This is a genomic window from Pseudomonas sp. B2M1-30, assembly GCF_025447575.1.
Taxonomy (GTDB): Bacteria; Pseudomonadota; Gammaproteobacteria; order Pseudomonadales; family Pseudomonadaceae; genus Aquipseudomonas; species Aquipseudomonas botevensis.
Genome location: NZ_JAOEJT010000015.1, coordinates 126,506 through 139,717 on the forward strand (window position 1 = coordinate 126,506; position 13,212 = coordinate 139,717).

General features: G+C 62.3%; 10 protein-coding genes. 5 read left to right on the forward strand and 5 right to left on the reverse strand.

What is annotated here, in order from left to right; all coding sequences use genetic code 11:
- Nucleotides 1-38: 38 nt before the first annotated feature.
- The gene (locus tag N8H74_RS24600; RefSeq protein WP_217834020.1) at nucleotides 39-803 is read right to left on the reverse strand and encodes a GntR family transcriptional regulator; all 765 of its coding nucleotides are present in this window, start codon (nucleotides 801-803) and stop codon (nucleotides 39-41) included.
- A 257-nt stretch (nucleotides 804-1,060) separates the two neighbouring features.
- Between N8H74_RS24600 and N8H74_RS24605 the strand changes: the two genes are divergently transcribed.
- Nucleotides 1,061-2,251 (forward strand): benzoate/H(+) symporter BenE family transporter, encoded by a 1,191-nt coding sequence (locus N8H74_RS24605; RefSeq protein ID WP_262151000.1) that lies wholly within the window; start codon nucleotides 1,061-1,063, stop codon nucleotides 2,249-2,251.
- A gap of 69 nt (nucleotides 2,252-2,320) precedes the next feature.
- On the opposite strand, the gene N8H74_RS24610 is transcribed toward N8H74_RS24605, so the two are convergent.
- Nucleotides 2,321-2,662 carry a YggL family protein gene (locus tag N8H74_RS24610; RefSeq protein WP_217834018.1) on the reverse strand — a complete coding sequence of 114 codons (342 nt, stop codon included), beginning with the start codon at nucleotides 2,660-2,662 and terminating at the stop codon, nucleotides 2,321-2,323.
- Nucleotides 2,663-2,896: 234 nt separating this feature from the next.
- On the opposite strand from N8H74_RS24610, the gene dacB reads away from it, so the two are divergent.
- On the forward strand, nucleotides 2,897-4,357 hold the full coding sequence (dacB, locus tag N8H74_RS24615; protein WP_217834017.1) for a D-alanyl-D-alanine carboxypeptidase/D-alanyl-D-alanine-endopeptidase: 1,461 nt from the start codon (nucleotides 2,897-2,899) through the stop codon (nucleotides 4,355-4,357).
- 94 nt (nucleotides 4,358-4,451) lie between these two features.
- Here dacB and N8H74_RS24620 read toward each other — a convergent pair whose 3' ends face one another.
- Together N8H74_RS24620 and rlmKL are read right to left on the reverse strand one after the other, a co-directional pair.
- The gene (locus tag N8H74_RS24620) at nucleotides 4,452-6,836 is read right to left on the reverse strand and encodes a diguanylate cyclase (RefSeq protein ID WP_217834016.1); all 2,385 of its coding nucleotides are present in this window, start codon (nucleotides 6,834-6,836) and stop codon (nucleotides 4,452-4,454) included.
- Nucleotides 6,837-6,981: 145 nt separating this feature from the next.
- Entirely contained in the window at nucleotides 6,982-9,252 is a 2,271-nt protein-coding gene (rlmKL, locus tag N8H74_RS24625; RefSeq protein ID WP_262151003.1) for a bifunctional 23S rRNA (guanine(2069)-N(7))-methyltransferase RlmK/23S rRNA (guanine(2445)-N(2))-methyltransferase RlmL, read from the reverse strand.
- A 529-nt stretch (nucleotides 9,253-9,781) separates the two neighbouring features.
- Between rlmKL and N8H74_RS24630 the strand changes: the two genes are divergently transcribed.
- Nucleotides 9,782-9,997 (forward strand): ribosome modulation factor, encoded by a 216-nt coding sequence (locus tag N8H74_RS24630; RefSeq protein ID WP_003223300.1) that lies wholly within the window; start codon nucleotides 9,782-9,784, stop codon nucleotides 9,995-9,997.
- Nucleotides 9,998-10,148: 151 nt separating this feature from the next.
- On the opposite strand, the gene N8H74_RS24635 is transcribed toward N8H74_RS24630, so the two are convergent.
- Nucleotides 10,149-11,168, reverse strand: a complete 1,020-nt coding sequence (locus N8H74_RS24635; protein ID WP_217834014.1) for a quinone-dependent dihydroorotate dehydrogenase — start codon at nucleotides 11,166-11,168, stop codon at nucleotides 10,149-10,151.
- Nucleotides 11,169-11,400: 232 nt separating this feature from the next.
- Between N8H74_RS24635 and N8H74_RS24640 the strand changes: the two genes are divergently transcribed.
- The gene (locus N8H74_RS24640) at nucleotides 11,401-12,612 is read left to right on the forward strand and encodes a CmpA/NrtA family ABC transporter substrate-binding protein (RefSeq protein WP_262151005.1); all 1,212 of its coding nucleotides are present in this window, start codon (nucleotides 11,401-11,403) and stop codon (nucleotides 12,610-12,612) included.
- A 15-nt stretch (nucleotides 12,613-12,627) separates the two neighbouring features.
- Nucleotides 12,628-13,203, forward strand: a complete 576-nt coding sequence (locus N8H74_RS24645) for an ANTAR domain-containing protein (RefSeq protein ID WP_217834012.1) — start codon at nucleotides 12,628-12,630, stop codon at nucleotides 13,201-13,203.
- The last annotated feature ends 9 nt before the right edge of the window (nucleotides 13,204-13,212 follow it).

Below are 13,212 nucleotides of genomic sequence, written 5' to 3' on the forward strand. Positions count from 1 at the left end.
GCCTGTCGGATCGCATTGGTGGGCAAGCCCACCAGGGCTCAGAGCTTGGCTACCGGGCGTCCCGGTTTCTTGGTCTGCAACAAGTGCGAGAACACTGCGTGCAGATCGTCCGAAGCGCTTTCCTCGTCGAGGTTGAGCTTGCTGTCGATGTGGTCCATGTGATGCATCATCAGATCCACCGCCAGCTCGCCGTTGCGCGCCTCGATGGCGTCAATCAACTGGGTGTGCTCGTCGTAGGAACAGTGAGAACGGTTGCCGCTTTCATATTGGGCAATGATCAGCGAGGTCTGCGAGACCAGGCTGCGCTGGAAGCTGATCAACGGCGCGTTTTTCGCCGCTTCGGCCAGTTTCAGGTGGAATTCGCCCGACAGACGGATGCCGGCACCGCGATCACCACGGGAGAAGCTGTCGCGCTCGTCGTTGACCATCTGCCGCAATTCGGCGATCTGCTCGGCGGTGGCGTGCTGCACCGCGAGTTCAGTGATCGCACGCTCCACCAGACGGCGAGCGAGGAACACCTGACGCGCCTCCTCGACGCTCGGGCTGGCAACCACCGCGCCACGGTTCGGCCGCAACAGCACCACGCCTTCATGGGCCAGACGCGACAGCGCGCGGCGAATGATGGTGCGGCTGACCCCGAAGATTTCCCCCAGCGCTTCTTCGCTCAACTTGGTGCCGGGCGCCAGGCGCTGTTCGAGGATGGCCTCGAAGATGTGCGCATAGACGATATCGTCCTGGGTTCCGCTGCGGCCGGCTTTGCCTGCTCGCGGTTGTTTCTTGAGGGGTTGCAACTGTTCGTTCATGGGCACTCGAGTCGGGAGAACTGCGGCGAATTGACGGTGACTGTAATACGGCACAGTGGGTCGCTGGCAAGTATCGCGTAAAAAACAGCGCGATTGTACACAATGGATGGTGGCAACACGACTGTATGGCTGTTTGTGACTTCGGCTGTATCGCAACGATCCGTTACGTTTGAGTTTAGGCTTGTTCGCAAAATCCGCTCCCACAAGGGGTTTGTGTTGTTGCACATCTTTTCATTGTTATAAGGAACACCGCGGTCATGACCGACGCCACCCACACCCAACTGCGCCCCCTGGCCGACACCTCGCCCTCGGCCATCGTCGCCGGTTTCATTGCGATGATGACCGGCTACACCAGTTCGCTGGTGCTGATGTTCCAGGCCGGGCAAGCGGCGGGCCTGACCAGCGGGCAGATTTCCTCGTGGATCTGGGCGATTTCCATCGGCATGGCGGTGTGCTCCATCGGCCTGTCGCTGCGTTATCGCACGCCGATCACCATTGCCTGGTCGACCCCCGGTGCGGCGCTGTTGATCACCAGCCTGGGTGGCGTCAGTTATGGCGAGGCGATTGGCGCCTACATCACCTGCGCGGTGCTGGTGACTATCTGCGGCCTGACCGGCAGCTTCGAGCGGCTGGTGAAGAAGATCCCGGCGTCCCTCGCAGCGGCGTTGCTGGCGGGCATCCTGTTCAAGATCGGCAGCGAAATCTTCGTCGCCGCGCAACACCGTACCGGGCTGGTGCTGGGGATGTTCTTCACGTACCTGTTGGTCAAACGCCTGTCGCCGCGTTACGCGGTGCTCGCCGCGCTGCTGATCGGCACCGCGCTGTCGGGCCTCATGGGCCTGCTGGATTTCAGCGCTTTCCACCTGGAAGTGGCGACGCCGGTCTGGACCACCCCGCACTTCTCCCTCGCCGCGACCATCAGCATCGGCATTCCGCTGTTCGTGGTGGCGATGACGTCGCAGAACATGCCGGGCATCGCCGTCCTGCGTGCCGATGGCTACAACGTTCCGGCTTCGCCACTGATCACTACCACCGGCATCGCCTCGCTGCTGCTGGCGCCGTTCGGCTCCCACGGGATCAACCTCGCGGCGATCAGCGCGGCGATCTGCACCGGGCCGCACGCCCATGAAGATCGCAACAAGCGCTACACCGCTGCGGTGTGGTGCGGGATTTTCTACGGCATCGCCGGGGTCTTTGGCGCCACATTGGCGGCGTTGTTTGCCGCTCTGCCCAAGGAACTGGTGCTGTCGATTGCCGCACTGGCGCTGTTCGGCTCGATCATCAATGGCTTGAGCATTGCCATGACCGAGGTGAAGGAACGGGAAGCGGCGCTGATCACCTTCATGGTCACCGCGTCGGGGCTGACGCTGTTTTCCATCGGCTCGGCGTTCTGGGGGATTGTTGCGGGGGTGCTGACGCTGTTGATTCTGAATTGGCGCAAGGCTTGAGAAATCCCGAGCAGCCCTACAGGCAGGCATAAAAAAACGGCGACCCGAGGGTCGCCGTTTTTTCTGCAATCAAGCCTTGTTGATCGGCTTTTCCGGATACCACACGTCCAGCAGCGGGCTGATTTCGACGTTGGTCAGCTCGGTGCGGCCTTTGAGCCAGGCTTCAACGGCAGCGCGTTGCTCTTCGTTGACCGAGCCACGCTTCTGCAGGCATACCAGACCGAAGTCGTCGCCGCCGACGTAACCCAGACCGTTGGCTTCCATGGCTTCTTTGATGAATGCTTCGAGGAAAGCGTCAATGGCTTCTTCGGACAGATCTTCTTTGAAGCCCAGGTTCAGTTCGAAACCCAGCTCTTGAAATTCATCAACGCACAGTTTTTTGCGCAGACGCTGGGAACGGTTAGTCGCCATTGGAACAATCCTCTTAAGTAATAACGGCCGGCACTTTAGCAGTTTAAGCCGCCGATTGCCCGACTCTGTGGGGCTTGTGGCCAACCGCCGGTAAAAAAATAACAAATTGCTCATGTCCGGCACGGCACAAGCGGTAACACCTTGGGGCATAATGCCGACACTTTCATGACCACTGGGGGCCTTTTCATCCATGCCCTCGTCTTTTTCCCCCTCTTCTGCAGGGTTTTATTTCATATGATCAAATCGTTGCGTCCTCTGTTTCTCGCCGGCCTTCTTCTGCCCCTGGCCCTGCCCGTCTCCGCTGCCACCATCAACACCGCCCTGACTCCCAACGTCGAAAAAGCCCTCAAGGCCAGCAAGCTGCAACCAAGCGCCCTGTCTCTGGTGATGGTGCCGCTGGAAGGCCCGGGCACGCCGACCGTGTTCAACGCGGACGTCTCGGTCAACCCGGCCTCGACCATGAAACTGGTCACCACCTACGCCGCCCTGGAAATGCTCGGTCCCAACCACCAGTGGAAAACCGAGTTCTACACCGACGGCGACCTGAGCGGCGGCATTCTCAACGGCAACCTCTACCTCAAGGGTGGCGGCGATCCGAAGCTGAACATGGAAAAACTCTGGCTGCTGATGCGCGACCTGCGCGCCAACGGCGTGACCCAGGTCACCGGTGATCTGGTGCTCGATCGCAATTTCTTCGTCCAGCCGCAACTGCCGGAATTCAACGATGACGGCAATGACGAGAACAAGCCGTTCCTGGTCAAGCCGGACTCGCTGCTGGTCAACCTCAAGGCACTGCGCTTCGTCGCCCGCAATGACGGTGGCCGTGTGCTGATTTCGGTGGAACCGCCGATTGCCAGCATCCACATCGAAAACACCGTAAAAGCGCTCAACTCCAAGCAATGCACCGGTGGCGTGCGCTACAACCCGGTGCCGATGGCCGATGGCAGCGTGAACGTGACCGTCGCCGGCCAGTTGGGCGATGGCTGCAGCTCGCAGACCTATCTGTCGCTGCTCGACCACGCCACTTACACCGCCGGTGCCGTGCGGGCGATCTGGAAAGAACTGGGCGGCAGCATCCAGGGCAAGGATCGTCTGGCGCCGACGCCGAGCAACGCCAAGGTGCTGGCTCGCGCGTTCTCGCCGGATCTGGCGGAAATCATCCGCGACATTAACAAATACAGTAACAACACCATGGCGCAGCAACTGTTCCTGAGCCTGGGGCAGAAGTTCCGCAACGACGCCGACGGTGACGACGCCAAGGCTGCGCAACGCGTAGTACGTCAGTGGCTGGCGAAGAAAGGCATCACCGCGCCGCATCTGGTGATGGAGAACGGTTCCGGCCTGTCCCGTGCAGAACGCGTCAGCGCGCGTGAGATGGCGAGCATGCTGCAAGCCGCGTGGCACAGCCCGTACGCGGCCGAGTACATCAGCTCACTGCCGATCGCCGGCACCGACGGCACCATGCGCAAACGCCTGAAGACCACCGCGATGCGCGGTGAAGCCCACGTCAAGACCGGAACCCTGAACACCGTGCGGGCAATCGCCGGCTTCAGCCGCGACGTCAACGGCAACACCTGGGCGGTCGTGGCGATTCTCAACGACAAGGCACCGTTCGGCGCGTCGTCGGTGCTGGATCAGGTGCTGCTCGATCTGTACCGCCAGCCGAAGCTGCCGCAGACCGCCTCGGCTCTGTAAATCACACCGCAGCCCTGCTCCCACTGCTGATGTGGGAGTGGGCCTGCCCACGAATGGCATGGCCAGAACAGCGGCTTGCACAAGGCATCAGGGCCTAGACCACCTGCCCCTCGACCCGATCCCGCCCGCCTTGCTTCGCCGCGTAGACCCCTGAGTCGGCCCGCAGCAACAACGCATCCGCGCCCTCCCCCGGCCGCCAACTGGCGATGCCGAAGCTCGCCGTCACCACACCCACCACATCGATAGGCGCACTGCGCAGACTCTGCCACAACTCGATCGCCAGCATGTAGGCGTGATCTCCGTCGATGTCCGGGCACAGCACCATGAACTCTTCGCCGCCCAGACGGCAGAACACGTCGGTACGCCGCAGGCGATGCCCGATGCGCTCGCACACGGCCTGCAACACCCGATCGCCCACGGCATGGCCGAACTGATCGTTGATGCGCTTGAAGTGGTCAATGTCGAGCATGATCACCGACAGTTCGCCGCCACCGCGCTCGACCCGGGCCATTTCGGTGGTCAGGCGTTCCTGGAAGTAGCGGCGGTTGTGGATACCGGTCAGGGCGTCGGTCACCGACAGCGCGCGCAACTCTTCTTCCACCCGCTTCAGATCGGAGATGTCCGAGATATAGCCGTGCCACAGCACGCCACCGCCCGGCAACTCCTCCGGCGTCGCCTCGCCGCGAACCCAGCGCAGGCCGCGTTCGGGCAACTGCACGCGGTACTCTTCGCGCCAGGGGCTGAGGCTTTCCGCCGAGGCGCGGATCGAGGAGCGCACGCGTGTCGTGTCCTGGGGATGGATGCGGGTGAAGATCGCTTCGGCGTTGAGCAGCAGCACATCCGGGTCCAGTTCGTAGATCTCACGGATGCCATCGCTGGCGTAGATCACGCTGAAACGCCCGTCGAACTCCATCTTGAACTGATAGATGCCGCCAGGAACGTGTGCGCTGAGTTTCTTCAGCAGCACGTCCCGCGCCGCCAGCGCTTCGTGGACGCGCTTGCGTTCGGTGATGTCGATGCAGATCGCCAGGTGCCCGACCCACAGCCCTTGCTCGTCGAGTACCGGGGTCGCCAGCATGTTCACCGGCAGATGACTGCCGTCCTTGCGCACCAGGGTCCATTCCCGCGCCTGATGGCCACCGACCTCGCCGCCCTCGACCAACATCGCCTGGCAGGTCGGAATGGTTTTGCCGTAACGGGCGCTCAACTCCGACGCGCGGCTGATCAGCTCTCGGGGGAAATGCAGGTTCTCCAGGGTCATGTGGCCGACCACTTCGCTGCTGCGATAACCGAGCATCTGTTCGGCGCCGGGGTTGAACGTGTTGATCACGCCGCGCAGATCGGTGGCGATGATCGCCACCTGGGTCGCGGCGTTGAGCACACCGCGCAACTGGCCGTGGGTGCCGCGCAGCTCCTGTTCGCGCTCGTGCAATTCCTGAGTGCGCAATTCGACCATGCGCAACGCGCGCTGACGCTGACTGACCAGCACGTACAGCAGCGCGGCCAGCAGCAGGCTGAGCAGCGCGCCCAGAATCACCACGCTGCCAACCGACGAATGGTTGGCCTGCATGAAGGCATCGCTTGGCTGGATATCGACCTGATAATCGTGGTCAGCCATGCGCACCAGTTGCGTCGCCGACAGATCGCTCGGCGCCGGCGCGTTGGAAGACTCGTACAGCACCTCATGCTGATCGTTGGTCGACAGATCGAGAATGCGCACCGACAGATAGTCGTGCAGCGCATCCGGCAGACCGTCGGCCAGCAACTGGCGCATGCTGATCACCGCCATCACGTAGCCGAACGACTTCGCCGCGCCCTCGCGAATCACCGGAGCCACCAGCAGCACACCGCGCGCGTAGGCCGGCTCGATACTGACCAGATGCATCGGTTGCGACACCGCCAGGCCCGCGAGGTGGTCGGCGCGTTCCAGGGTCGAGCGACGCAGCGGCTGTGCCAGCAAGTCGTACCCCAACGGTGAACCGAGACGGCTCTGGGTCTGGCTGTAGATCACCACGACGTATTCGTCGCGGGCCGCCGCCAGTTGCAGTTCGCCGCGCGGGTTGAGCTCACGCACGCTGAAGGTGAGCAAGCCTTCTTCGCGCATCCGCTGTTCGAACCCGGCACGCTCGGCGCCACTCACCCGCAGGGCGAACGAATACGCCTGGGTACGCAGCAAAAGGGGTCGGGTGTAGCCGTCGAATTCGGCGCGGGACACCGATTCAGAGTTGGCGAAGAACCGGCGCAGGCCATCGAGGCGCTGCTCCTGATCCTGAAAACGTTCTTCGATGCGGCTGTAGCGCTCGTTGGCCAACAGCTGAAAGCGCTGGCGCAACTGGCTATGGAATTGGTTGAGGGTGGTCCAGGCCAGCAGCCCCGTGAGAATCCCGCCGGCGAGCAAAACCAGCAGCGCGACCAGCCAGGCCGAAACTTCTTCGCTGATAAAACCCAGGATCTTTGGGCGCACGGGGTGCAACGACATAAGGGCAACTCACTACGCCAGCATTTGCGGGAAAACCCCATTGGCCGTGTGTGAGTTATAGCTATTAGCCACTAATTTGGCTAGCGCCACTGGATCCACGGAGCCGTTAAAAATCAAAGCCCTGTGGATCCAATTTTGCAGAGTGTCAACGAGCCGTGATTTTCCAGGCGCGGTGGATCTTGCCGTTACGGGCGAAGTCCGGGTCGATGGTCGACGCGGTGATTTCCTCCACCGCGTAACGCTCGGCCAGGTTTTCTTCGAGCTGGAACTTGCGGAAGTTGTTGGAGAAGTACAACACGCCGCCGCTGGCCAGACGCGCCATGGCCAGGTCGATCAACTGTACCTGATCGCGCTGCACATCGAACACGCCTTCCATGCGCTTGGAGTTGGAGAAGGTCGGTGGGTCGATGAAGATCAGGTCGTACTCTTCACGGCTGTTCTCCAGCCACGCCATCACATCACCCTGCTCCAGGCGGTTCTTGTCGGAAAAACCGTTGAGCGACAGGTTGCGCCGCGCCCAGTCGAGGTAGGTTTTCGACAGGTCGACGCTGGTGGTGCTGCGCGCGCCGCCCTTGGCCGCGTGGACACTGGCGGTCGCGGTGTAGCAGAACAGGTTGAGGAAACGCTTGCCGGCAGCCTCCTTCTGAATCCGCATGCGCATCGGCCGGTGGTCGAGGAACAGCCCGGTATCGAGGTAGTCGGTGAGGTTCACCAGCAGCTTGATACCGCCTTCGCTGACCTCGTTGAACTTGCCCTGGGCGCTCTGGCGCTCGTACTGCTTGGTGCCGCTCTGCCGCTCGCGGCGCTTGACCACCACGCGGCTCTTGTCGATGTTCAGCGCCTGGGGAATCGCCGCCAGGGCATCGAACATGCGGATCGAGGCCTTTTCCGGATCGACGGACTTCGGCGCGGCGTATTCCTGAACGTGGACCCAGTCGTTGTACAGGTCGATGGCCATGGCGTATTCCGGCATGTCGGCATCGTAGACCCGGTAGCAATCAATGCCTTCGCGCTTGACCCACTTACTCATGGCCTTGAGATTTTTCTGCAGGCGGTTGGCGAACATCTGTCCGCCTTCGCTCAAGCGCGGCTGCTCGATCACGGGCGCCGGGGCTGGCGTTGGTTTGATCGGGTTGCCGTTCTTGTTGAACTTGCGCTCCTGCGGCTCGTTCGGCATCTGATCGTAAGCGGCTTGCTCGCGCTCGGCCTGACGCTGCTCCGGGGTACGACGCTCGCCGGTGACGAACTGATCCGGCAGCACTTTGATCAACAGCAGCTTGCACGGCAGCGCGCCGTTCCAGAACGAATACTGTTTGTGGCTGCGAATGCCCATGCGCTTGCCCAGGTCCGGCGCGCCGGTGAACACCGCCGCTTCCCAGTTCAGGCAAGCCTGACGCAGGCGTTCACCGAGGTTCTGGTAGAGATACAGCAGGCTGGCTTCGTCGCCCAGACGCTCGCCGTACGGCGGGTTGCAGATCACCAGGCCTTTCTGGTTCTGGTCCGGACGCGGCTCGAAGGTCGCGACTTCGCCCTGATAGATCTTGATCCACTCGCTCAAACCCGCGCGTTCGACGTTGTTGCGGCCCGGCTGAATCAGTCGCGGGTCGGCTTCGTAACCGCGAATCCACAGCGGCGGCCTGGCCAGACCGGCGGCGGCGCGCTCGACGGCTTCCTCATGGAGCTTTTTCCACAGCGCCGGCACGTGGCCCAGCCAGGCAGTGAAGCCCCATTGCTCGCGGCGCAGGTTCGGCGCCATGTCGGTGGCAATCATGCCCGCCTCGACCAGGAACGTACCGACACCGCACATCGGGTCGGCCAGCGCGCCGCCTTCGGCAGCAATGCGCGGCCAGCCGGAACGGATCAGAATCGCCGCCGCAAGGTTTTCCTTCAGCGGCGCGGCGCCCTGCTGCAAGCGATAACCGCGCTGGTGCAGGCTGTGCCCGGAGAGGTCGAGGGAGAGGATCGCTTCGCCGCGATCCAGACGCAGATGAATGCGCAGGTCCGGGTTGAGCTTGTCGATGGACGGACGGTCGCCCTGAGGGGTGCGCAGTTTATCGACGATGGCGTCTTTTACCTTCAAGGCACCGAAGTGGGTGTTGTCGATGCCCGAGCCGTGGCCGCTGAACTCGACGGCCAGGGTGCCGTCGGCGAGCATGTGATCCTGCCAGTCGACGTCGAGTACGCCGTGGTACAGATCCTCGGCGTTTTTCATCGAGAAGCGCTTGATCACCAGCAACACGCGGTTGGCCAGACGCGACCAGAGGCACAGACGATAAGCAGTTTCCATGGTCGCCATGCCACGCACGGCGGAAGTGTGCTCGCGGGCCTCTTCAAGGCCAAGCCCGACGGCTTCCTCGATGAGCAGGCCTTCAAGGCCTTTGGGGCAAGTGAGGAAGAGTTCGAAACGATCGGACATGGTTTTCCAGAGCCTTTGGCTAGTGAACCGGCAACGCATTGCCGATCCGGTTTTCAATCAGGCGCTTTTCTACAAGAGCGCCCGCGTGGCACGAAGGTGTGCCATTCCATCCCCGCTGCTCGGGTTAAAAGAGCTTAGATGCCGGGACAGATAAAAAAGTTGATGCAACAAAATGATTCAGGGCAACCCTTCGTCAGATAGTACCTGACCGCAATCGTGGGTCATTCTCACTAAAGGATTAACCCCATCATTCCGCGCGGGGCCGATCATACCGGGGTTTGCCCAATAAACATTGGATAAATACGCGGTTACTTATCGCCATAGCATCCTTTTCGTTACGTCCTTATGACAAAACGGTCATTCCCACGATGTGACTCATTGGTTAGAACTGAACACAGGTTGACGTCGCAACGGCGTCAACACCTTGGCTCGCCACGCCGGCAGCGGGCCGCCAACGGCAGAGTTTTTCTGCCAGACCTCGGTTGAGGTCATCGCGACAAAAACAGTCAACAAGTGAGGGAAACACCCTATGAGAAGACTTAAGCGTGATCCGTTGGAAAGAGCATTTTTGCGCGGATATCAATATGGCGTTGGTGGCAAATCCCGTGAGCTTTGCCCATTTACTCTACCGTCGGTACGTCAAGCCTGGATCAACGGCTGGCGAGAAGGACGCGGCGACAACTGGGACGGTATGACCGGCACTGCGGGAATCCACAGACTCAACGAACTTCACGCCGTCGGCTGACACACAGGGCACTTATTGCAACACGACAATCTGAATCTGCAATGAATTAACCACGCACGTCCTTCCCGGACGGCGGGCTACGGCCCAGGGGCTCCTTCGAGGAGCCCTTTTTTATGCCTGCCGCCCTGCATCACCACAGCCCGCAGGCGGATCAGCGCAATGCGGCGATCGCATCCACCGATTCGCGAATCAGCGCCGGACCTTTGTAGATGAAACCGGAGTAGATCTGCACCAGGCTCGCACCCGCCGTGATCTTCTCGGCGGCGTGCTTGCCCTCGGTGATGCCGCCCGCCGCAATGATCGGCAAACGTCCACCCAGCTCGGCGGCCAGCACCTTGACCGTGTGGGTACTCTTGTCCCGCACAGGCGCCCCGGACAGACCGCCCGCCTCGTCGCCATGCTCCATGCCTTCGACGCCGACCCGGCTCAGGGTGGTGTTGGTGGCGATCACCGCGTCCATCCCGGTTTCGATCAGCGCCTGCGCGACCTGCGCGGTTTCTTCGTCGCTCATGTCCGGTGCGATCTTGATCGCCAGCGGCACATGCTTGCCATGACGCAGGGCCAGTTCGGCGCGGCGCGTGGCCAGGTCCGCCAGCAATTGCTTGAGCGAATCGCCGAACTGCAGGCTGCGCAGGCCCGGGGTGTTCGGCGAGCTGACGTTGACCGTGACGTAGCTGGCCTGGGCATAGACCTTGTCCAGGCAGATCAGGTAGTCGTCCACCGCGCGCTCGACCGGGGTGTCGAAGTTCTTGCCGATGTTGATCCCCAGCACGCCCTTGTATTTGGCCGCCGCAACCCGCGCCAGCAGGTTATCCACACCCAGGTTGTTGAAGCCCATACGGTTGATGATCGCCTCGGCTTCCGGCAGGCGGAAGATCCGTGGTTTCGGGTTGCCCGGCTGCGGACGCGGGGTCACGGTGCCGATTTCGACAAAACCGAAACCCAGCTGGGCGAAGCCGTCGATGGCCGCGCCGTTCTTGTCCAGACCGGCCGCCAGACCCACCGGGTTCGGGAAATCCAGGCCCATGACGTTGACCGGCACTTTCGCCGCAGCCTTGCACAACAAGCCGTTGAGGCCCAAACGTCCGCCCGCGCCGATCAGATCCAGCGACAGATCGTGGGAGGTTTCCGGGGAAAGTTTGAACAACAGCTGACGGGCCAGGGTGTACATGGGCGGCTAGGACTCGGGCGGCGAAAAGAGGCGGCGATTATAGCCGGGCATCACCCCGGCGCGCGAGGCGCATTGGCAAATCGGCAGCGCTGGCATATGCCTTGCACCTGGCTTGTCATCAGCCCGCACGCCAATGGCGGCATGCGGGCAGGACAATGGCGTCGTCACCCGGTTTGGCCTCGACCAGGCCGGGGACGACGTTTTTTTTGAAGACGGCTTCAAGGTGCATCCCATGAATGAACCCTCCGTCGGGCCACTGGCCTGGGTCAACGGCAGCGATGCCCCGGAAAAAACCGTGATCGATCTCGGCTTCATGGCCCTGAGCGATTGCGCCTCGGTGGTGGTCGCCGCCACCCAGGGCTTTGCCCAGCCTTACGGGCTGACCCTGAACCTCAAGCGCCAGACGTCCTGGGCCAACCTGCGGGACAAACTGGTCAGCGGCGAACTCGATGCCGCCCACAGCCTCTACGGCTTGATCTACGCGGTGCATCTGGGCATCGGCGGCGTGGCGCCCACCGACATGGCGGTGTTGATGGGGCTGAACCAGAACGGCCAGAGCCTCAACCTGTCCCACGGCCTGCAAGGCCTGGGCGTGACCAGTCCTGAAGCGCTGGATCGGCATGTGCACCAAACCCGCGCAAAACTGACCTTCGCCCAGACCTTCCCCACCGGCACCCACGCGATGTGGCTGTATTACTGGCTGGCGAGCCAGGGCATCCATCCGTTGCAGGATGTCGACAGCGTGGTGGTGCCGCCACCACAAATGGTCGCGCACTTGCAGGCCGGACGGATCGACGGTCTGTGTGTCGGCGAGCCCTGGGCCGCCAGCGCGGTGCAGCAGAACCTCGGTTTCACCCTGGCGACCAGCCAGACCATCTGGCCCGATCACCCGGAAAAAGTCCTCGGCTGCACCCAGGCGTTCGTCGAGCAATACCCCAACACCGCCCGGGCACTGGTGATGGCGATCCTCGAAGCCAGCCGTTTCATCGAGCAAAGTCCGGAGAACCGTCGCAGCACCGCGCAACTGCTCAGCGCGGCGGAATACCTCGATGCTCCGGTGGCTTGCGTCGAACCGCGCTTTCTCGGTGCCTACGACGACGGCCTCGGCAACCGCTGGCAGGATCCCCACGCCCTGCGTTTCCACGGTGACGGTGAGGTCAACCTGCCGTACCTGTCCGACGGCATGTGGTTCATGACCCAGTTCCGCCGCTGGGGCTTGCTGCGCGACGACCCGGATTACCTCGGCGTCGCCCGGCAGGTGCAACAACTGGAGTTGTATCGCGAAGCCGCCACCGCCGTCGGCGTGGCGGCCCGGGGCAAGGAAATGCGCAGCAGCCAGTTGCTCGACGGCAAGGTCTGGGACGGCAGCGACCCGGCCGGCTACGCCCGCAGTTTCAAGCTGCACGCCCTGAGCGACAGCTCTGCCCTTCTCGCTCGCCGCTGACAGGAGACCGCGAACATGTTGCGCATTCTGCTGATCAATGACACCGCGAAAAAAGTCGGACGCCTGAAAGCCGCGCTGATCGAAGCCGGTTTCGAGGTGATCGACGAGTCCGGCCTGACCATCGACCTGCCCGCGCGCGTCGAAACGGTGCGTCCGGACGTGATCCTGATCGATACCGAGTCACCGGGCCGCGATGTGATGGAGCAAGTGGTGCTGGTCAGCCGCGACCAGCCACGGCCGATCGTGATGTTCACCGACGAGCACGACCCCGACGTGATGCGGCAGGCGATCAAGTCCGGGGTCAGTGCCTACATCGTCGAAGGCATTCACGCACAACGCTTGCAGCCGATTCTCGACGTTGCCATGGCGCGCTTCGAGAGCGACCAGGCGTTGCGCGCCCAGTTACAGGCCCGCGACCAGCAACTGGCCGAGCGCAAGCGCATCGAACTGGCCAAGGGGTTGCTGATGAAGATGAAGGACTGCAACGAGGAGGAGGCCTACACCCTGATGCGTCGCCAGGCCATGAGCCGCCAGCAGAAGCTGATTCAAGTGGCAGAGCAGATCATTGCCATGAGCGAGTTGCTGGGCTGAAAGCTCTGG